General features: G+C 53.1%; 19 protein-coding genes. 5 read left to right on the forward strand and 14 right to left on the reverse strand.

What is annotated here, in order from left to right; genetic code table 11:
* Positions 1–135: 135 nt before the first annotated feature.
* The gene (uvrD, locus tag BN1135_RS01895) at positions 136–2,307 is read left to right on the forward strand and encodes a DNA helicase II (protein WP_042018412.1); all 2,172 of its coding nucleotides are present in this window, start codon (positions 136–138) and stop codon (positions 2,305–2,307) included.
* Positions 2,308–3,459: 1,152 nt separating this feature from the next.
* Here the strand turns inward: uvrD and BN1135_RS01900 are convergent.
* Both BN1135_RS01900 and BN1135_RS01905 read right to left on the reverse strand, forming a co-directional pair.
* Complete coding sequence (locus BN1135_RS01900; RefSeq protein ID WP_042018415.1) at positions 3,460–4,428, reverse strand: hypothetical protein; 969 nt, start codon at positions 4,426–4,428, stop codon at positions 3,460–3,462.
* A 90-nt stretch (positions 4,429–4,518) separates the two neighbouring features.
* Positions 4,519–4,956 carry a DUF2846 domain-containing protein gene (locus BN1135_RS01905; protein WP_042018418.1) on the reverse strand — a complete coding sequence of 146 codons (438 nt, stop codon included), beginning with the start codon at positions 4,954–4,956 and terminating at the stop codon, positions 4,519–4,521.
* A gap of 350 nt (positions 4,957–5,306) precedes the next feature.
* Between BN1135_RS01905 and BN1135_RS01910 the strand changes: the two genes are divergently transcribed.
* A complete protein-coding gene (locus BN1135_RS01910) occupies positions 5,307–6,650 on the forward strand; it encodes an MATE family Na+-driven efflux transporter (RefSeq protein ID WP_042018420.1) in 1,344 nt (447 codons plus the stop codon).
* A 166-nt stretch (positions 6,651–6,816) separates the two neighbouring features.
* Here the strand turns inward: BN1135_RS01910 and ydfZ are convergent, their stop codons facing one another.
* Positions 6,817–7,014: a putative selenium delivery protein YdfZ gene (ydfZ, locus tag BN1135_RS01915; protein WP_042018422.1), complete on the reverse strand. Its 198-nt coding sequence runs from the start codon at positions 7,012–7,014 to the stop codon at positions 6,817–6,819.
* Between the two features lie 317 nt (positions 7,015–7,331).
* Here ydfZ and BN1135_RS01920 point away from each other — a divergent pair, with 317 nt between their 5' ends.
* Entirely contained in the window at positions 7,332–7,832 is a 501-nt protein-coding gene (locus BN1135_RS01920; protein ID WP_042018423.1) for a DUF1993 domain-containing protein, read from the forward strand.
* Between the two features lie 99 nt (positions 7,833–7,931).
* Here the strand turns inward: BN1135_RS01920 and BN1135_RS01925 are convergent, their stop codons facing one another.
* From BN1135_RS01925 to BN1135_RS01955, 7 genes are all read right to left on the reverse strand, one after another.
* Complete coding sequence (locus tag BN1135_RS01925; RefSeq protein ID WP_042018425.1) at positions 7,932–8,444, reverse strand: cupin domain-containing protein; 513 nt, start codon at positions 8,442–8,444, stop codon at positions 7,932–7,934.
* Positions 8,445–8,471: 27 nt separating this feature from the next.
* On the reverse strand, positions 8,472–8,984 hold the full coding sequence (locus BN1135_RS01930; RefSeq protein ID WP_042018427.1) for a cupin domain-containing protein: 513 nt from the start codon (positions 8,982–8,984) through the stop codon (positions 8,472–8,474).
* Positions 8,985–9,251: 267 nt separating this feature from the next.
* Positions 9,252–9,917, reverse strand: coding sequence for a DUF3313 domain-containing protein (locus tag BN1135_RS01935; protein WP_042018430.1), 666 nt, complete (start codon positions 9,915–9,917; stop codon positions 9,252–9,254).
* Positions 9,918–10,307: 390 nt separating this feature from the next.
* Positions 10,308–11,438, reverse strand: coding sequence for an ABC transporter substrate-binding protein (locus tag BN1135_RS01940; protein ID WP_042018431.1), 1,131 nt, complete (start codon positions 11,436–11,438; stop codon positions 10,308–10,310).
* 57 nt (positions 11,439–11,495) lie between these two features.
* Positions 11,496–12,131, reverse strand: coding sequence for a LysE family translocator (locus tag BN1135_RS01945; RefSeq protein WP_042018434.1), 636 nt, complete (start codon positions 12,129–12,131; stop codon positions 11,496–11,498).
* A gap of 40 nt (positions 12,132–12,171) precedes the next feature.
* Entirely contained in the window at positions 12,172–12,993 is an 822-nt protein-coding gene (locus BN1135_RS01950; RefSeq protein ID WP_042018437.1) for a helix-turn-helix transcriptional regulator, read from the reverse strand.
* A gap of 59 nt (positions 12,994–13,052) precedes the next feature.
* Positions 13,053–13,769, reverse strand: a complete 717-nt coding sequence (locus tag BN1135_RS01955) for a substrate-binding periplasmic protein (protein ID WP_042018439.1) — start codon at positions 13,767–13,769, stop codon at positions 13,053–13,055.
* Positions 13,770–14,068: 299 nt separating this feature from the next.
* On the opposite strand from BN1135_RS01955, the gene BN1135_RS01960 reads away from it, so the two are divergent.
* Positions 14,069–14,608, forward strand: a complete 540-nt coding sequence (locus BN1135_RS01960; protein WP_042018442.1) for a hypothetical protein — start codon at positions 14,069–14,071, stop codon at positions 14,606–14,608.
* A gap of 47 nt (positions 14,609–14,655) precedes the next feature.
* Here the strand turns inward: BN1135_RS01960 and BN1135_RS01965 are convergent, their stop codons facing one another.
* Positions 14,656–15,888 (reverse strand): 3-deoxy-D-manno-octulosonic acid transferase, encoded by a 1,233-nt coding sequence (locus tag BN1135_RS01965; RefSeq protein WP_082186703.1) that lies wholly within the window; start codon positions 15,886–15,888, stop codon positions 14,656–14,658.
* Positions 15,889–16,125: 237 nt separating this feature from the next.
* Here BN1135_RS01965 and BN1135_RS01970 point away from each other — a divergent pair, with 237 nt between their 5' ends.
* Positions 16,126–17,187 carry a glycosyltransferase gene (locus tag BN1135_RS01970; RefSeq protein ID WP_042018446.1) on the forward strand — a complete coding sequence of 354 codons (1,062 nt, stop codon included), beginning with the start codon at positions 16,126–16,128 and terminating at the stop codon, positions 17,185–17,187.
* A gap of 41 nt (positions 17,188–17,228) precedes the next feature.
* On the opposite strand, the gene BN1135_RS21295 is transcribed toward BN1135_RS01970, so the two are convergent.
* The 3 genes from BN1135_RS21295 to BN1135_RS01980 are packed head-to-tail and all read right to left on the reverse strand — an operon-like array spanning position 17,229 to position 21,161.
* Entirely contained in the window at positions 17,229–18,122 is an 894-nt protein-coding gene (locus BN1135_RS21295; RefSeq protein ID WP_082186700.1) for a glycosyltransferase, read from the reverse strand.
* Positions 18,123–18,164: 42 nt separating this feature from the next.
* Complete coding sequence (locus BN1135_RS01975; protein ID WP_042018448.1) at positions 18,165–19,397, reverse strand: O-antigen ligase family protein; 1,233 nt, start codon at positions 19,395–19,397, stop codon at positions 18,165–18,167.
* A gap of 3 nt (positions 19,398–19,400) precedes the next feature.
* A complete protein-coding gene (locus tag BN1135_RS01980; protein WP_042018449.1) occupies positions 19,401–21,161 on the reverse strand; it encodes a bifunctional glycosyltransferase family 4 protein/polysaccharide deacetylase in 1,761 nt (586 codons plus the stop codon).
* Positions 21,162–21,187: the final 26 nt, after the last annotated feature.

Genomic DNA, 21,187 nt, shown 5'->3' on the forward strand with positions numbered 1-21,187 from the left:
CTTGCTGCGCCAGCCAAAAATGGCCGCACCGGCGCACCTGCAAGCCCCCATCTCGCCCCTCCCCCCGAGTTTGGATTTGGTCTGACAGGGGGATAGCCGTATAATCCCCGCCTGTATAAATAAACAGGAGTGGTGATGGACGTTTCAACCCTGCTCGACGGGCTCAACGACAAACAAAGAGATGCCGTTGCGGCCCCTCGTAGCAATCTGCTGGTGCTGGCCGGTGCCGGTTCGGGCAAGACCCGGGTGCTGGTGCACCGCATTGCCTGGCTGATGCAGGTGGAACGCTGTTCACCCTTCTCCATCATCGCGGTCACCTTTACCAACAAGGCAGCGGCAGAGATGCGCGGCCGGGTCGAGAAGGTGTTGGGCAGCATGCAACGCGGCATGTGGATCGGCACCTTCCACGGCATCGCCCACCGTCTGCTGCGGGCCCACCATCTGGATGCGGGACTGCCGCAGGATTTCCAGATCCTCGACTCCGACGACCAGTACCGGCTGATCCGCCGCGTCATCAAGGCGCTCAACCTCGATGAGAAGCACTGGGCCCCGCGCGCCGTGATGAGCTACATCAACGGCAAGAAGGACGAGGGGTTGCGCCCCGGCGACATCGATCTTTACGGCGACCCCGTCACCCGCACCTATCAAAAGATTTACCAGACCTATCAGGAGACCTGCGATCGCTCCGGTCTGGTGGATTTTGCCGAGCTGCTGCTGCGCGCCCACGAGCTGTGGCTCAACCGGCCGCACATCCTTGAACACTACCGCGACCGCTTCCAGAACATCCTGGTGGACGAGTTTCAGGATACCAACGGCATCCAGTACGCCTGGCTGCGGATGCTGGCGGGCAACAGCGGCAAGGTGATGATCGTCGGTGACGATGACCAGTCCATCTACGGCTGGCGCGGTGCCAAGATCGAGAACATCCAGCGCTTCCTGACCGACTATCAGGGGGCCGAGACCATCCGCCTCGAGCAGAACTACCGCTCCACCGCCAATATCCTCAAAGCGGCCAACAGCGTCATCGCCAACAACTCGGACCGGCTTGGCAAGGAGCTGTGGACCGAGGGGGCCGAGGGCGACCCGATTTCCCTCTACGCCGCCTTTAACGAGGTGGACGAAGCGCGCTTCGCGGTCGGCCGCCTCAAGGATTGGAAAGAAAAGGGCGGCTTGCTCGCCGACTGCGCCATTCTCTATCGCTCCAACGCCCAGTCACGGGTGCTGGAAGAGGCGCTGATGCAGGACGCCATGCCCTACCGCATCTACGGCGGCCTGCGCTTCTTCGAGCGGCAAGAAATTAAAGACGCCATGGCCTACCTGCGGCTGATCAACAACCGTGGCGACGACGCCAGCTTCGAGCGGGTGGTCAACACCCCGACCCGTGGCATCGGCGATCGCACCCTCGAGATCCTGCGCGGCAACGCCCGCGATCAGGGGCTCAACCTGTGGCAATCGGCCAAGGCGCTGCTCAATGACAAGGTGCTGACTGGTCGCGCTGGCAACGCGGTACGCGGCTTTGTCGATCTGATCGACGCGCTGGAAGAGCAGGTTGGCCTGCTGCCGCTGCACCAGCAGGCGGATATCGCCATCCAGAACTCCGGCCTCAAGGCGATGTATCTGGCGGAAAAAGGCGAGAAATCCCAGGCGCGGGTAGAAAACCTGGACGAACTGGTCACCGCCTGCCGTCAATACAAGCGCCCGGACGAGCTGGAGGATATGAGCGATCTCTCCGCCTTCCTCGCCCATGCGGCGCTGGAATCCGGCGAGAGTCAGGCGGACGAATATGCCGATGCGGTGCAGTTGATGACCTTGCACAGCGCCAAGGGGCTGGAGTTCCCGCTGGTGCTGCTGGTCGGCGTCGAGGAAGGAATGTTCCCCAGCCCGCAATCCACCGAGGAATCGGGCCGCTTGGAAGAGGAGCGCCGCCTCTGTTACGTCGGCATGACCCGCGCCATGGAGAAGCTCTACATCTGTTATGCCGAGAGCCGCCGCATCTATGGCCGCGAAATGCAGCACAGCGTGAGCCGCTTTATCCGCGAGATCCCCGCCGAGTGTCTGGAAGAGATCCGGCTGCGCACTCAGGTCAGCCGCCCGACCCAGTACGGCCGCTTTAGCCAGAACGAGGTGCAGCAGAGCTTCGACGCCAGCGGCATCAAGCTCGGCCAGCGGGTGCTCCATCCGAAATTCGGCGAAGGGATAGTGCTCAACTTCGAAGGGGTCGGCCAGCAGAGCCGGGTGCAGATCCAGTTCGACGACGTCGGCGCCAAGTGGCTGGTGACGGCCTATGCCAGATTGGAAGCGCTTTGATTTCTTCCGCCTTTTGATGCAACCAACCCGGCTTAGGCCGGGTTGATTTGTGATATTTATAATCACAACAGCCATAAGCTTGTGATAGTCAGAATAGGTTTGGAATTCGAACAGGCATTCCTAATCTGGCATCATCTCGTTGTATTTTCAGATAGGATCAATAATGACAATAAGCAAGAGCCACAAATACAATCAGTTAAAATGGCTTTACTCAGCATTAAGTGGCTTATGTGCCGCATATTTTTTAGCTTTATTTAGTGGTTCGCAGAACATTGATAACTCTATCTTACTATTACTTTCCACGATCTGTTTCGCAATATGCTTCCCTTTATATACAACGTTTGCATTAACTCATGTCTATATATATGAGTTAGATGCACCTATTGAAAAGTGTGATTATGTGTTGAATCAGCCATGGGTCATCAACATTACTATCATCAGTGCAGCGATCCTAATCGCAGGTTTCACTTTCCTTATAGGTTATTTTTCTTTGACTGTGATGTGTGCTTTTATCGCTGTAATATGCATTTGCTTTATTTCATTTGTTAAGTTAATTCTTGCTTTATCCAAAAGCACAATATCATCCAATATTGATACCGAAGTATCTCATTTCAACAGCGACACTGCCGAACCATCGACAATAATTTTACCACTACATTTACGAATATTTAGATGCATTTTGGGAGTGTTTGCACGTAGAGCAACTGCTATAGGTTTGTCATTGTTACTACTTGGAGCCAGTTATCTAATTGACTCATTTTTTTTCAGCACCTAATTTCCTATCGAAAAGTGCAGGGGTAATTACATTCATAGGTTTAATTATGACCATAAAGCACAGCTACTTATTTTACATTGGCAGTCCTGAACAACTTTTATCAAGAGATTATCAGGAAACTCAGTGCGGCCCATCAAGTAATTATTTTTTACAAAATAACAAGCACATGAACAACGTATTTTCAAAGGCAACTGACGAGGGCATAGGACTTATTTTGATATTAGTTGGAACGGCTATAGGGTCTTTCGGCTCGTACATACCACTAATATCAATACCAACAACAATATGGTCATATTAATAATTTCAGACCGTAGGCTCCACCACGGAGCCTACTCAGGTTCGATACTATAGTTACGAAAAATGAGGGATGACCTCATCTACGTAAACTCAATTTTAATCTGCAACTCTCTTGAATAACCGGATGAGAATGCGCCTTGGAAGATGGTTATTAAATTCAAGTCCGCGCCGAAAGAAACATCTAAAAATGCGACTCCTTCATAGCTTTGTCCTGAGTTGTTGTTAGCAATGATGTGTTCAGCCAATGCTTTAAGCTCAGGGAATGCAGTAATCTTATATAATGACTCTGATGCTTTCTCTATATCAAATACCCCACGTAATTTCATGTCAAAGCTAAAAACATCTCTTCTTTTTAAGTTTAAACCTAACTTAGGCGCTAAAGAGATCACTTCTTTGCTAATTGAAATAACAGTATCTGCAGAGACTTCCGTTCTATCTGATATATATATCCTATTTGCATTAAGATTGAGAAATGTCTTTATTATCCCATCTTTGACATTTTCCCACATACATTGAGAGTAATTAGAGAGTTTGATAAGGCGATTTGTGTTATCAATGGTGTATATACCTACATCGATACTATCCAAACCTAAAGTATTTGCAACAGACTCAGCATCACAAACGATTATCTCTGAATCATCAGAATTCATATTTTTTATTATCTGCTCAAACTGCTCTTTTAATTTGAACATCCCTTTAAAAATTCCGTTATTATATTCCACCTCTCCGTCTACAATAGTTTTTTTGGGTACGATAACTGACTGAGAAAGCAAATCAACTCTTTGATGTTTTTTCCCAGAACTGATTTTGGGGACTTTCTTTATTTGTAAGTTTTTTTTGCTGGTAGCAGCTTGGTATAAAACGTTTGCCGCGTAAACTAGATTAGCCTTGGATGCGAAATTCTTTATATTCCAGAGGACAGTATTATCGGTATCCTCTGGCGGGGTAAACTCTTTATTTATGAAATTAATGAAGTCAGTATTCTCACCATCAACTGTCACATAACCATTGCTGGAGTTTGGTGTATTGGAGACTAATAATATATCCATGGCTATCCCTAAATTGATTCGGTTAAAGATGAGAGTGAAGAGTTTTTATCCATAAAAACTTACATCACTCAACACATATGTTTCATAAATCTACTTAACCAGCTTGCTCTCCATCACCCCTTGTTTACCCTCCTCTTCACTGACCTGACTCAGCTTGGAGCGGGCCATCAGCAGGCCCATTTTGACCTCCTGCCAGACGTAGTAATTTTTACCCGCCTCGGTGCTGAGGGTCAGGGTGGCATCGTTCTCCGACTTGGAGGTGATGGTGTGGCTGCCCGGCGTCACCTGCTTGAGGATATAGCTGTGGGCCACAGTGTCGCCTACGGCAAAGCCATCCACCAGCACTGGCATTTTAACGGCTGTGCCGAAGGTCTCGTTGCGATAGATATAGAGATTGGCCACATCCTTGGGCGCCACAAACTGCTTGGCCTGCGCATCAGCGGTGGCATCGGCCATGGGTACGGAAGCACAACCGGAGAGCAGCGCCGCCGACAACAGGGCGGCACTCATCATTACTTGCCTGAACATAGTCGTTATTTTTTAGTGGGGTAACGGGGTGTAAAGGTTCGCATGAGGCTTTGCTGGCTGACAATCGCTCAAATCGAGCGGGGTGTGACCGAGTTCAATTTTTCGGCATTTGGCTGCCGCCGCCATCCCTCTCGCCAAATCGGCCACTGCACTCAAGCCTGAAAGGCAGCACAAGCAGGAAACATTGATTTATCTTGCCTTTCAGCCGTATCCATCCGGCGGGTTGGGCTGGTTTTTAATGACGCGATCATCCGAATATGTTTCGATATTCGCCCCTGCACCTCTCTGCAAGCAGAGCAATATCTGCACATCGACGACATCGCCAAGGATTATCAGTGCCTACTGGATTTATGAACCACGCCCACGCCAGCCGACTGGCGATAAGAACCCGCGCATCTCTCAGCAGGATCAATTGGCCGCTCTACCTGGCGCTTTTGATCACAGCCGCTTTACCGACCATCTATACCACCACGCGCATCTACTACCTTGGCGATCTCCCGACAGAGTGGGGCGTCAACATTGCAAGCCAGCTGGCCTGGGTCAATCTGGGGCTGGAAGTGGTGCAGGAAGCGCTGATTCTGCCGTTGTTCTATCTCTTGGGAAAAACACTCCATGAGCGTGACGCCACACTGAACAAGCTCAAAACAGGCCTCATTGTCACCGTCGGGATCTACTCCCTCTTTACGGGTCTCATTGCACTCTTCGCCATGCCACTGGTGCAAGCTATGGCTCAAAGTCCGGAACAAGTTGCGGCCACCGTGGACTATATCCGTCTCGAAATGATTGCCACGACACTCTTCAATGCAGTTCGATTCCTGACCATATTTTTCGTCCTGCAAGACTGGCGCCGTGTCATATATACCGTTCTTGCCATCCAGATTCTGGTCAGTGTCACCCTTGATACACTCCTGCTCAGCCAGCTGGAATTTAGCTTGCGGCTAGGGGTCAACGGCATCGCGTACAGCAACATAGTGGCAAGCATCTGCACCCTCGTTTATGCACTCGTAGTGGTCCGGCAGAGATACCGGCTCACCTCTGCTGACTTGCATGTCCAAGCCAACTTCGGATGGATACGGGAATGGTTCCGAGTTGGCAAATGGAGCGGCGTGGACTCATTGATACGGAATGCTTTCTTCCTTATTTTCATCATCAGAATGGTCAATGTTGTCGAAGAACAAGGGACATTCTGGGTTGCCAACAGCTTTATATGGGGGTGGTTACTGCTTCCGTTTTTACCGATGGCAGATCTCATCAAGCAAGATGTGTCACAAGGAGACAAGCTCCCGCATTGGGACAAAATGCTAGGCTACTTCACAACCTGCGTCCTCATTGCAATTGTATGGATACTCCTCTCACCAGGTTATGAATGGTTCATCAGAAACATCCTCAACACAGCTATCACCCAGCATCTTCACCTGATCCTGCTTTCGCTGCCGTTTTACATGCTGTTCATGTTCAACACCTGCATGGATAGCGTCTTGTATGGCCGGGGACAAACCCGTTATTTGGCCATTCAATCGGTTATCACCAACGTCACCGTCTATGGCACCGCCTATGTTTGCTACCTGCAAGGCTGGTTGACGCCATCACTCGATGGCATAGCGATTCTCTTTGGGTGCGGTATTGCGGTGGACACGTTGGTGACCGGATGGCTCTACAACCGGCACCTCCGACAAGAAAATTACGCAGTCTAGGCCATGTATGTTGCTAAAGCAGACGGCATCTCCCAGACGACTCAAACCGGCTTGAAGCGATGTAATTGAAGGGCGGGTAAACAGAGAGAGGAAATCAGAAACCCGGCCGCCAGATGGGGCGCGGCGGCCGGGTGAATTGTAAAGAGTAGGGTGACAGGGAAAGGGATCAGCCTAGTCTAATCAACTCGATGGGCGCGTAACGCTCTTGAGTGTTGGCCAGCAGCACGCACTTCTCATGCTCCGCCTGATAGGGGGTCATGTGGTCGGTGTGGGCCTCTTTCAGAAAATCGACTGCGCCAGTGGCGGCAATCATGACGCGCTGACCCAGGTTCAGCACATTGCGGTTACGGTCATAGATCTTCATGTCATTCTCCTTTTCTAGGGTCCTGGCGGATGCGGATGCGCAGGCGTGTGTCCAGGACAACGGCATTCAGCCTACGCCCCTGAAAAAAGGTGATTTATGTCACAGATCAAAAAAGGGGCAATGAGGGACTCGCAGGTTCAAAAAGCGAGCATGGCCGGTTGGCCAGCCGTTGTCGCGCGCAGTACGCCTCCCCTGCCCTTTTCGTCGTGACGGGCTCGAACCTGACAGGGGATGGGGTATATTGGTGGCCGATTAGCCAGTCTCATTCACTGTGGCCGCGCAAGCAGGCCGTTGTTTCAACAAGATGGAGAGTGCTCATGAATCGCGACATTACCGCCCAGTTTATCAAGATGCTGACCAACCTCGACCACTGTCTGGCCAAGGCCGCCGCCCATGCCGAGGCGAAGCAGTTCAACGTGGAGAACTTCTTCGGCGAGCGGCTGATCGTCGATATGCTGCCCTTCAGCAAACAGGTGCTGATCTGCTGCGATTCGGCCCGCTCCGTGGTCGCCACCGCCAGCCACAGCGAGCTGCCGGTGCTGGGGGATGACCCCAAAACCATGGCGGATCTGCGCGCCCATATCGGCAAGACCATCACCTATCTGCAAAGCAAGCTGGACGCGGACTACAGCCAGTATGCCAGCGCCCGCTACGTGCCCCACTGGGCGGGTGGCAAGGGGATGGATGGTCATACCTGCGTCCATGAGTACGGCATTCCCAACTTCTACTTCCACCTCACCATGACCTATGCCCTGCTGCGCCAGGCCGGGGTCGATCTCGGCAAGCGCGACTATCTGGGCGGGCTCAACCTGCAATAAGCGCCGCCCACTCGGGGCGAACAGATAGCAAAAGCCTGCCACGCGGCAGGCTTTTTTATATCGGGTTGTGCAGAGCTGGTGCGCAGAAGGGCAAGCGCCCTAGAAGGGGCCGTTGCTCTCGCGCAGCTTGTCGGGCAGGCCATCGTGATCACCCAGCTCGCGCTCGGGAACGTCGTCCCAGTGCAGCTTGCCGAGGGTGATATTGCGCTCGGGGTGAACGGCGTAGTGGATGCGGTTGTCCTCCCGATCGGTATCGCCGATGCAGAGCAGCCGAACAGTCTCTTCGGTGTTGTTGATAAAGGCGTGGGACAGCCCGTCACCGGCCTTGAAGCCCACCGAGTCACCCGGTTGCAGCCGATAGAGCACGCCATCGAGCCAGACATCCGGCGTCCCTTCCAGCACGTGAACGAACTCGTCCTCGGTCTTTTCGGCGTGGGGCCAGCTGGTGCGGTGGCCGGGTTCGACGATCTCGTGATGAATGCCGATGCGGCTAAAGCCGAAGTGCTTGCCGAGGGCGCAGCCGCGAGAAAGGGGCTCCTGACTGCCGGAGTAGTAGCGCGGCATCTGCTCTTGCAGCTCGCGCCAGTGTTTGATGCTGGGGTGGCGGGTCATCATGATTCCTTATGCTGTGAGGGGCGCTCAGAACGGGCCGTTGCTATCACGCAGTCGGTCGGGCAGACCATAGTGCTCGCCCATGTCGCGCCGGGGCACATCGCCCCAATGACGTTTGCCGATCTGGCGGTTGTACTCGGGGTGCAGGGCATAGTGGATGCGGTTGTCGGCGCGATCCCTATCCCCCACGCAGAGCAGCCGCACCGGTTCATCCGTGTTGTTGATAAAGGTGTGGGCCAGCCCGTCACCGGCCTTGAAGCCCACCGAATCCCCCGGTTGCAGCCGATAGAGCACGCCATCGAGCCAGACATCCGGCGTCCCTTCCAGCACGTGGACGAACTCGTCTTCGGTCTCTTCGGCGTGGGGCCAGCTGGTGCGGTGGCCGGGCGCCACCAGCTCGTGGTGAATGCCGATGCGGCTAAAACCGAAGTGCCTGCCCAGCGCGCTGCCGAGGGACATCCGCTCCTCGCTGCCGGGGTAACATCCCGGCTCCGGTTCTTGCAGCTCGCGCCAGTGTTTGATATTGGGGTGACGATTCATAGTGATTCCTTTTCTATGAGGATGCGGTCACGGGAGGGGTCATCCTAACTGCCAGAATGCGGGGGAGAAAAGCAGAAATCGGCCGCCGGTTTCCCCGCTGACGGCGAGACGGCGGACTCGGCAGCGGGGCGATTGCCCATTCGGCAAGGGCTGCGCGGCCATGCGACCGGCAGTTGCGCGGGCAAAAATGCAGACAACAAAGAGGGAGCCGCTGGCTCCCTCTCTCGATCTTGTCGGCACCTGTTTTCGGATGCTTATTTGCCGCTGTTATTTTCCGATATTGTCCGCTAGCTGTTTGGCACGATTGGCCGCCCACTGGTCGATCATCTTCTCCATCTCCTCGGCGGTGATGGGCGAATCCTTGTGGGTGGTGTCCGGGCTCTCGCGGGCATCCATCACCCGTACCAGCAGCTTGCCGCTCTGGGAGTCGAGCAGCTGGGCCATGCTGCCCACCTTGAGCAGATAGGGCTCTTTGCCGATCACTTCACGGGTGACGTTGATGGCGATCTTGGCGGGCAGCAGATCCCGCAGTTTGGGGTCGGGACGGGTCAGGTCGAAGTTGGTGACAGCGGCCTGGATCCGCATGACTTTCGGGCCGGGGGCGGTGGCGATCTTGACGCCGTGCTTGATCAGCTCGCTCTGAAACTTGTCGTGGTAGTAGCGGCCAATCTGGTTCTGTTCGTTGGCGGTCAGCAGATACCACTGGCCATTCTCTTGGCGGATAAACTGCAGCGGATCGAGCAGCACCTCATTGTATTGGCGCAGGTCAACGCCCGGCTCCTTGTAGACGCGCTGGTTAGGGTTGCTCTCGCTCGGCTGGAAGGCGCTGAAGGGAACAGTTTGCAGTGACTGCAAGCTGTAGGAGACCTGATCTTTTACAGCGCAGCCACCCAGAAGGGCCGCAGCCACGGCAACCATCACGACCTTTTTCATATTTGCTCCTGCATTTTACTGTTTGTTTTTGCTGTGGATTTCGTACCACATGGCTGGAGAACCCGTGCTGGATGCCGCCAATCTCACAGAGAAATAACCTATTCATCACCTTCCCACAAGGGACAGATCAAGATTGTTCAGCTCACATCCAAGTTGTCATAATTGCGGCACTTTTGTACAGGGTCGGCCAAGGAGCGAACGGCAATCTGGCGAGGGTTCGGTTGTTTAATCTGGCTACTTGGGGCTGCGGTTGGCGTTCTGTTTTTTCAAACGATGCGGGCCCGCAGGCGGCGTGAGTTGCACGGGGAAATACTTCAGAACGGGCGATGACCGATCATCAGCCATCTTGCGTAAACGGGCCTGCCACCGGACAAGCGGCAGGCTCATTCATCAGTTATCGAGATCCCAGGGGCACTGCTTGACCAGCCCCTCTTTGCCGCTGGCGACGATCGCCTGCTGCACCATCCGTTTGTAGCGATTCTTGATATGGGCGGGCAGCGCGGGCACCAGCAGCCGCTCGTCAAACTCCGGCAGCGGGCGATCCGGCAGCACCGCCTGCTCCTGCGGGCTGAGGGGCGGCCGGGAGGCCATATTGCTGGCCGAAATGGTGGGCGTGCCCACCAACATCTGGCGTTGCAGCGGCGCGCTCAGCAGAAAATCCACCAGCAAGTAGGCGGCCTTGAGCCGTGCAGGATCATCGCCAACATGGCGGGCGATGGAGATCGCATCGAGGGCATAGATGGCCCCCTCCTGCACCATGGCGATCCGCCACTGCTGCTCGTTCTGCTTGTTGCACTCCACCAGCTCCAGCCCCCAGGTGGTGGCAAAGGTCTGCTGGCGCAGATCCTCACAGCGGTTGGCCTGATTGAACCAAAAGCCGCGACTGGCTTGCAGCCGCTGCGAGAGCTGCTGCTCCACCTCTTGCTGCAAGGTCTTGTCGGCCAGCATCTCGCCGCTGGCAAACAGGGCGGGCGACTTGCCGAGGGAGAGCAGCACCGAGAACAACAGCGGCTCGAACTGGTCGCAGAACTCGGCAAACTGGCCCGGCGGCGAGCTGTTGGCGAGCACCTGCCAACTGGTGGGCGCTTGCGGCACCTGCTTGCTGTCGTAAGCGAGGCTGAACATGGCGTAGGAGAAGGGCACCGAGTAGTTACGCTCCCCCTGCTTGTCATATTCGGTGTTCTTGAGGGCGGGCTTCACCTCGGGGTAGTGCTGCAGGCGACTGAAATCGATGGGGAGCAGCAGCTTGAACAGCGGCTGGTGATGGGCCTTGTAGAAGTAGCTGGTCGGCAGCACCACATCGGCGCTGCGGGTGCGCAGGGCGCGGTAGACGCTGTCAAAATCGGTCAGCAGCGGCTCGATCCGGCTGACCGTCGCCTCCACCCCATGGGCTTTAGCGTAGTCGGCAAACTGCTGTTCATAACCCACTGGCAAATAGCCCCATTCAAGCAATCTGAGCTGAACCGGAGCCGCCAGCGCCGGGGTCATCCCCAACAACCAGCAAAGAGGCAGTAGACGCATGGCCAAACACTCCTGACAGGTAAACCTTGCTGGAGTATAGGCCCATGCGCCGACTTATCAGGCCACCAGCTCGGCCCCCATGCTCGCCAGAATGGAGAGGCTGACCAGCGCAAACAGCACGCCGGTCACCAGATTGAGCGGCCGCTGCACCCGCTGCAGCAGGCGCTGGGCACGATCGGTGGAGAGGCTCCACGCCAGCAGTCCGAACCAGCAGAGGGAGATGATGAAGAGCTCGCCCACCAGCAGGCTGCGGGTCACCCCATCCACCTCTGGCGTCACCATGGCAGCCAGCAGACCGATAAAGAACACCAGCGCCTTGGGATTGAGCAGATTAGTGGCGAGACCAGTGCGTACACCCTTGCCCCAGCCGCGCAGCTCGTTGGCGGCGCTGGCCATCACTGTACTGCTCTGCTGGCGAGCCGCCATCAGGGCGCCCCACCCCAACCAGCCCAGATAGAGGGCGCCGCAGCACTTGATCACCATAAACAGCAGCGGGTGACTGGCGATCAGCATGCTGATCCCGGTCAGGCTGAGGGTGGCGTGCACCATGATCGCCAGCGAGATGCCCAGCGCCGCGCCAAGGGCGGTCGGTCGGTGCAGGCTGGTGCGCAGGATCAGGGCGAAATCGGGGCCGGGGCTGGCCAGTGCAATCAGGTGCATCAGGCCAAGGGTAACGAACAGACTGGTCAGCATAACAACGCTCGTTTTAACGACGGAGAACCAGCATGGCGGATCAGCGGGGGGCACGGCTTGTAAAAAATTGCATCTGGGCACGAAACTCGGCGGGCGTAAGACCGAATGCCTGGCGAAAGCCGTGGTGGAAGTGACTCTGATCGAAGAAGCCGACCGCCAGCGCCACCTCGCTCACCGCCATCCCGCTCGCCAGCAGCCGCTTGCCCTGCTCCAGCCGCAGCCGTTTCAGCCAGGCGTAGGGAGTCATGCCGCTGCGCTTCTTGAACTGGCGTAAAAAAGCGAAGCGATCGAGCCCGAGCAGCCCCGCCAGCTCTTCCAGCGAGTGGGGCTCGTCGAGGGCGGCCATCAGGTAGTCGCGCAGGAATCGCAGCTGGGGATCCGCCAGCTGGTGCACTTCGGGGGCCAGATGCAGCAGCTCCCCCAGCAGGGCGAGCAGCTGGCTCTCGATCAGCAGGCCATCGGCCTTGGGATTGTCGAGATAGCCGTGCAGCTGGGCAAAGCCCTGATAGAGGTCGGGGCGGCTCTGCAATCCCTTATCGAAGAAGGGTTCCGGCTGCTCCGGCAGCCAGAGCGCCAGCTGCTGCGGATCGATGGCGAAGACCCGCACCTCATACCCTTCCGGCAGCAGGCTGAGGCCATCGTGCACCTCATCCGGATTAACAGTAGAGAGCACCCCGCGCACCAGATGGTGACTGTTACCCTTGTGGATAAACTTCTGGCCACCCCGCTGCACCAGCCCGATATGGTAGTCGAGATGGACATGGCGGCCGTAGCTGAACGCCCTGTGGTGGGAGTGCGACAGCTCGACCCCCGACAGGTGCGGGGATTGCCAGTAGCGGATGAGGGAATCGGTGGTATTCATGGCTTATAGATACACCAGCAGCGGGCCTTGGGCTTGTAGATTATTGCACGCCACCCCTCTCAACGCCCCCACAGCCGCGGGGTCGACTCCACCAGCGAGGCGAGCGGCACCCGCTCTACCACCTGACGCATGCGCTGCACCAGCTCGGGATTGGCATCCCCCAGCGACTTGGTCAGCACGATATGCACCTGCAGCGGGGTGACCGGCAGGTAGATGAGGCGGGTCGCCGCAGGGAGTTTGGCGCGAAAATGGTTGGCGGAAATATCGTTTGAGAAGAGTGCGGCATCAATCCGCCCGCGCAGTAACTTCTGCATGTTGCCATGCTCCCAGCTGAGCTGGGAGAGGGTGTCGATATGGATCTGCGGATGCTGCAACAGCGGCGGCACGATCGCCTGACTCGACCAGCCGATGGTGGTGCCGTAGAGATCTTCCTGCCGCTCGACCGAGTGAAGTCGCGATGGCACCAGTACCACCAACACCGGCCGCAGCAGCAACAGGTGGGGGTCGATATAGCGAAAGTGGCGAGCCCGCTCCGGGCTGTAACTCAGCAACGGAGTCAGATCGCACTCGCCGCTCTCGAGGTTGCTGAGCAGCCGCGCCACATTAAGCCCCTGCCACTCGATGGTGCGCCCGATCGCGGGTTCGATGTGGCGGCGAAAGTAGTCGATCACCGGCCCGGAGACCTTGCCCTGCTGATCGATAGTGACCAGCGGCGCCAGCTGGAAGACGCATCCCCGCAGTGGCGCATTGGCCGCCACGGCTTGGCTGATGGTCATAAATGGGAGAAGAAGTGCCGATAGCAGTAATAACAAACGCATACCCGAACGAGAGATGCCCATAAGTGTCGACCCGATACCCTGATAGCCATCAGCATGGCACAAGGCAAAGGGGCGGGCTATCTCCTCCCACCGTTTAGCAGCCTCTTGTGACCCCTATTTCCACTACCACCGATCACCCGTTTTATTGCGGTAAAAATCAATAAAGCCGCTGCTCTGATGGATTTTTAGGTCTTGAGATATAGTGTTGCCCCATTCATCAAACCGACGGGTGATCGCCCCGCCGGACAGGTAGATTCATGAGACTGTTTTTGCTGTTGTTGTCGTTGTTCGCCACGACCGTAAGTTCTGATGAAAAGCCGCGCCTACCCTATTACGACTGGGGTCGCTGCCCGTTTGAAGGTTGCACCTATCAGACGTGGACCACCAAGCAAGAGGTGATCGTCAGAGCCGAACCATCTTCTACTGCCAAGGAGCTGTTCCGGCTGCCCCGCGGCCAGCAGGTAGAGGGGCTGACCGGTGTCGTCATTACCGAAAAACCGGGGATCGTCGAGATACTCAGGCCAGCCAAACTGGGCTACAGCAAGGAGGGGGAAGGGCCGCTGTTTGACATGAAGGCAGGGGAAAAACTTTATCTCCTCGGCTGGCTGGGCGAAGGCAATGGCCTGTTCTGGTACAAGGGTAAAACCTACATCCTCGATTACGACTATGCGCGCAAAGAGGTCAGATACGGCCCGTCACCGCAGAACCAGTGGTGGGTAAAAATTCGGGACCAGCAAGGGCGTGAGGGTTGGGTTGCCGAAGCCAAAAACTTCGCCCATATGGATCGTTTCGAATAGTGACTGACAGCCAGCCCCCCAAGATCGGGGGGCTGGCTGTGGATGACTCACTGCCCGGGTTGCAGCTTCATCTCTTGCAGATACTCCAGCACTTGGGTTTTGTAGTCCGCCTGATAGGAGAACTTGGTGCTGTCGCACGCCGCAATCAGGTTCACGGCTGTGCAGAACAGGGTTGCAGCCAGCAGTCCCTTGCCGACCCACTGCGGGTAACGGCGGCTCCAGCGCACCAGCAGCAGCAGGGTCGGGAACAGGGCGTAGGGGAAAATCAGCATCAGGTGCCAGTAGTTGAAGGTGATGGGCGAAAGCGCCGCACTCACCAGTACCGCTAGCACCGCTGCCAACGCATAGAGGCCGAGCCAACTCTCGCCATCCACTTCGACACGATCACTGCGCAGCAGGCGTGACTTGAGATCGCGCCACAGCTGCCAGTTGGCCTTGGCCGCCAGCAATACCGTTGCCGAGCCTACCCCGTAGATCACCACTCGCCACAGCCAGACCGCCGCCAACTGCAGATATTCGTGGCCCGCCAGCCAGATAAACTGGGTGTCGTTGACCAGCTTGCTGGCAAACAGCCAGGAGCCGTAACGCAGCCAATAGAGCACCGACTTCAACACCGGATAGACATGCACCAGCCCCCAGCCTATATAGCGCTGACGCGCTTCGGGATCGGCTTGCTGCGTGATCGCAGTGTTACTTATAGCCTCCAACATATACGGGATCAACGAGGCACCGATCAACAGCGCAGCCACCACCACCCCGCTCCAGCTCACTTTGAGAATGCGGCGCCAGAAGAGGTAGGTAGACATCACCGCCAGCAGCGGCCAGGAGTAGTGCAACTGCATCGCCATGCCGATGGCCAGCAGGTGAACGATCATGTGCCAGAAGGAGGCCCGCTCGCGCATATGCCAGGCCGACCAACAGTGCATGGCGGAGAAGAGGAACAGATATGAGGGGTTGTAGAGCAGGCTCTCGTACTGGAACCAGGGGTTGAGCCAACAGAGCACCAGAAACAGCAGCCGCACCACATTGCTATTCAATACATTGCCATTCAATACACGGTCATCAAACACCTGGCGGATCACTGCATCAAACAGCAGGAAGCCGACCAACCGCATCGCCAGCAGCAACAGCATGGGGGCATAAGGTGAATCCCACAGCAGCAGCGGCCCACCAATCAGCCAGGCCGACAAACTGCCCGGCACATTGCCCACCGCACTCGCCGCATTGCCATAACTAAGCCAGACCCCCTCATAAGCCCCAAGGTAACCCTTGTAGAGCATCTGGGTCTGGTCGCCGGTGAGGAGTTGGTGATCGGAAAACAACCAGGAGAGCAGCAGCCCGGCAAATATACAGGCCGCGAATAATGCGTTATGGTATCGCCCACTAAGACCAATCATTGATCCACACCTATTTGAAAAAATTGCTAACGACTTTAACAGTTACCACCTGATTTTTCTCGTTTACGATTCACATTTTTAGTATATTTACCAGACAGTTATGAGACCTGCGGAGCAGTTATGACCCCACCAGTTAAAAAGTTTCTATTCATTGTTGAAGACTTGTATGGTGGTGGTGCAGAAAAGGTTCTGCTTAATACTGCATCATTACTAAAAGATGCCGGCGCCGAGGTAACGTTATATACCTTGCGGGAAAAAATAGACCATACGCTGCCTGACAATATTCATCCGGTTAATCTTGGTATTGTCACAAAACTGACTAAAGCCATATCCAATGTTGCAGTTGAAAAAATACAAGCGTCTCTGATCCTCAAAAAAATCAAAGAGACCTCACCTGACGTCATCATCTCATGCTCATGTGACAAAATTACCAGACACCTGCCTGAAACACTGAATATCTATTACTGGATCCACGGTAATGTCACCGGCTTTGCCAAAGATAACGCCAAAGGATATGAGAAATTCAAACGCTTTTATAATGGCAAAAAACTAATCTGCGTATCTCGTGGCATAGCAGATGATATTTTGCACAATGTAAAAGCCACCCCCAAATCGTGTCAGGTTATCTACAATCCGTTTGATATCGAGAAAATTCAGGCGTTGGCCGATGAGCCTTTCAGCAAGCCATTCGACAAGTACTTTATCCATGTCGGCACCTTCGAAGAGCGAAAACGCCACGATCGTCTCTTGCAGGCATATCAGCTAAGTGGCGTTGATACGCCACTCGTCCTGATGGGCAAAGGGGAGCGGCGTCCTCACATTGAAGCCATGATCGAGGAGATGAACCTTGCCAGCAAGGTGAAAATCATCGATTTTCAGAAGAATCCCTATCCCTATATCAAAGCTGCCCAAGCACTTATCCTGACATCAGATGCTGAAGGGCTGCCAACAGTACTCATTGAAGCACTCATCTGCCATACGCCAGTGATCAGCGTGGATTGCCCATCTGGGCCTGCTGAAATTATGGTGGGTAAACTATTACACAATTTAACTACGATTAATGACACAAAAAAAATAGCCTCGTTAATTTACGAAATAAACTCTAACAATGGAAAAATCACTAAAGATATGTATAATAAATTCTCAAAAAAAACAACTATAAAATTCTTTCTAAAACTATAATATCAAATGCTATATTTATGCCCCACTGATTGGGGCATAAATCATGATTTTTTATACCACATTTTCAAAAAACTTCTTTTTTTCTTTTTTAAAAACCTAAAAATAACTTGATCTAAGTATTGTAGCGATTTTTGTTTCCTTTGAGAGCATGTCAATACTCGATTAAAATATATAGACCGGCGGTCCATTAAACTCATATCATTTCTATCTAAAATTAGCTTTAAAAACGCTAAAAAATCATTCTGCACTATAGGGTTAGCAACACTGCTCGAAGAAACTCCATCCACCCCATATTTAATCGTATTTCTTTTTAAAATTTTAATATCATAACCTAATGTCAATGCTTTTACATAATAAGGATAATCTTCAATTAATCTATAGGCTGTATCAAAAAATCCAATTTCACTAAAAATATTTCGATGATAATATGTAGATGCACCAGATATTATATTTCCATGTAACAGCATATATCTTAACAACAGTTCACGTTGGCTAAAAAGACCCCATTCAATCTTAGCGGGTAGCGATGCATTTTCAATACCATTAGCAACAGGAATACGTAAACCAGTTACTATCAATACATTACTTTTCTCAAACTCGACAATTATATCATTTACTACCTTATCGTCGTAAAAACAATCATCTGCGGATAGCGGAACTATTATATCACCAGATGAGATTTCGATAGCCTTATTAAGTGCAGCCACTGTCCCTATATTTTCACTGTTTATAATTAATCGATTTTCAAAACAAACATCATGTAATAATGAATTTATATGCTCCACATTTAAATCGTTACTACCATCATCTAATAAAATATATTCAACGTCATACTTTTCATTTATTTTTTGATTTGCGACCGATTGTATAGCACTATCCAACAAATGCCAATTATTATAAATTAATGTAATAATAGATACCTTTCTAATTATCATAATACCATGCCTTGCATTTATTTTAGTAACTTATGTAACATATTAATCATTCAAAGCTTCAGATGTACTATTTGTTGAAAACATAGAGATCAACACTGAGAATAAAAACATGAAAAAAATAATTCCAGAGTTGTGGTTAATAAAAGCTTGGCTCAGGCTATAGTCAATAAGAGTTAATGATGAAACCGCCAACATACTGCTAACCAATAAATTATTCTTGTTTTTACTCGCAACCCAAAGTGGGTATAAATACAGCATAACCAACATACAGAAACCCACAGCCCCGCGTTTGGCTAACTCGTCCAAAAACTGATTATGTGCATGTGAGTTAAAATTATAAATGAACTCAGATATAGAACCATTATTATATTGATTTAATTGTGATAAGCGAATGCCATTATTCCCCCAACCAAAAATTGGTTTTTCCAGAAAAGAGTTATATGCACTTTCCCACAACTGCAATCGAATGCCTAGAGATGTGTCCGGATTCACACCATCAAAATAATGAACAACATCTGCTTTTGCATTAGATATTCTATCCATTACGCCACTTTGCGGAAGCATAGCCAAGAAAATCAACAAGGCACATACTGTGCTTGCATAGAGACCATCTTTCAGGGAGAGCTGTTTTCTAAAATAAAAAACTATTGTTAACAAGACGATTGGAAGTAAAACCCAGCCACCTCTAGTTCCAGAGAGAAAACTTCCTATACCACCCATTAAAAATGAGAGAAGCATAAAGGCAGCAATTCCTTTTCTCCCTATATTGCGGAACCAAAAAAAAGCACACAGGCATAACAACGCCAATGTCATGCTTATATTTCCGGACTGAATTGGCATGCTGTCATCAAAAGCTCGTGGCATTCTCAAATAAACTTTCTCATATATCGCAATTAGACCTGAGCTAATTGCTCCAATAGAAAGCCCAGCAAGAAGCACGTTAATATTCACGGGAAACAAACTCAATAAAGGCAATGTCATTGCAGCCATTAATAGGCGACTTGGTCGGTCTAACTCTTTTAGAACGCCACCATCAACCCAGACTGACACGGCTTGGATGATAAAAAAAGAGATGAATATATATGATAATATTCTCGCCTCAGAACTCATTGCCAAATAATACTTTTTACGCCAAAAGACAAAAACACTTGCCAAAACTAAAATACTGGGCCCATATCCATAGCCACTGGGAACAGTTAAAACTATTGCACCAAATAGAAATGCCGCAATTTGTACAATCAAATTTAGTCGAGAGCACTTTTTATCTAAAGTCACAAGTTATTTCCTGAACACATAATTACCGCGGATCTTGCGCCACAACCCGAACACATCAGTACGGGGGAAGATGGCGATCCGGCGGATCTGGTAGGGGTCCTGGTGCATCGCTTTTGGACCACTATTGGTAGCGACGGCAAAACGATACCCGGCGGCAATAGCCTGTTCCTTGGCGCTGTCGTTCATATCTCCGTAAGGGTAGGCGAATGAGAGCAGCGGATGGCCAAGCAGGGCCTCCAGTTGGCGTTTATTCTCCTGAATTTCATGGATTTGTTGCTCGGGTGTGAGCTGATTCAAGCGGGGATGGGTCAGTGTATGACCACCAATCTCCACATGACCGCTGGCGGCCAGCGCCTTGACTTGCTCACCACTCATCAATGAGACCTTGGTATCCGGATTGGTCGGATGCTCCACATCCCAACGGTTATAGCCTTCACCGGTGACCACATACACCACGGCTTTGTAACCATATTTTTCCAGCAGTGGCAGCATGCGGGTCAGATTGTCCTGATAGCCGTCATCGGCGGTGATCATCAGGTACTTCTTGCCGTATTGCAAACGGTGGATAAAGCCTTTGTCCGCCAAATCACGGAAGGTCAGGGTTTCATAGCCGAGCCACTTCATCAGGCGCAGATGCTGCTCGAACATGGCGATCGGCATCCAGGTGCCATGCACCCCTTTCTCGCTATCCTGCTCGATAAAGCGGTGGTACATGATGACCGGCATCTCGCGGCGCAGGGTTTCCACCACCGCATCCTGATAGATGGATTCCAGACCGGATACCACACCCTGCAAGCCATACTCATCCTGAATGCGTTGGCGAATGGCTTCCGGCACCACCTTGCTCGCAAGCGCAGATTCAACCTCTCCCTTCAACGCAGCAAAGTCGATAGCCAGATCCTTGGGCCCAATGTCACCGAAGTTGCTGGCCAGCGCCTCATCCAGATTCTGTTCCGTCACCAGACCGATCGCCTTGGCTTCGCCAATGGCAAAGGCGGGCCGACCGCAAAGCAGTGCTTCCATCGCTACCCGACCGGCGCCGATCACCAGATCGCTACCCGCCAGCAAAGCAGGCACATCATCGACATAACCGACAAACTCGGCACAGCCTTCGAAACGGGCAAAACGCTCCGGCACCTTGGTACCGCTGACAATCCGCACCCGACAGGCATCAAGATCAAGCACTTCGTCGAGCAGGCGGTAACAGAGCTCCCCTTTGGGGCCGCTCAGGCGACCGATGATGGCGATCACCGGCTTGGGATTGTCCGGCGCCGGCACGGGCTGGAATTTGTCGGTTTCGATACCGTTGCGCAGCACCTGCACGATCGCAGGATCGACCCCCAGATTGTCGACAATCTGATGGGCAATATCCTCACAAACTGCAACCGCTCGATAGCCGAGGGCATGGAACGCCTTGCGGGACGCGTGTACCGGCTGGCGACCATGCACAGTCGTGATCATCGGGGTGCCAGTCAGCTTGCAGGCCACATAACTGCTCCAGCCGGAAGCGCGAGAGTGAGCATGTACCAACTGGATATGGTGCTTCTTGATGAGATAGATGAGGTAAAAGACGTGCCAGAAGCGGCGCAGGATGCTGCGCTTGTTGAAGCGAAGCTTGAAGACGGGACCAAGAGTCGGCTTGGTCAGGGTATCTGACACATAATAGACGTTGTGACCACGCTGGGTCAGTTCGTTACCGACCGTGGTGGCATAGACCTCAGCGCCCGTTACCTCGAGCTGGGAGAGTGCCATCAATATATTCATCGCGCGGTTACCCGGTAGAGAAAAGA

It is taken from the genome of Aeromonas sobria, from assembly GCF_000820145.1.
In the GTDB taxonomy this organism is placed as follows: Bacteria; Pseudomonadota; Gammaproteobacteria; order Enterobacterales; family Aeromonadaceae; genus Aeromonas; species Aeromonas sobria.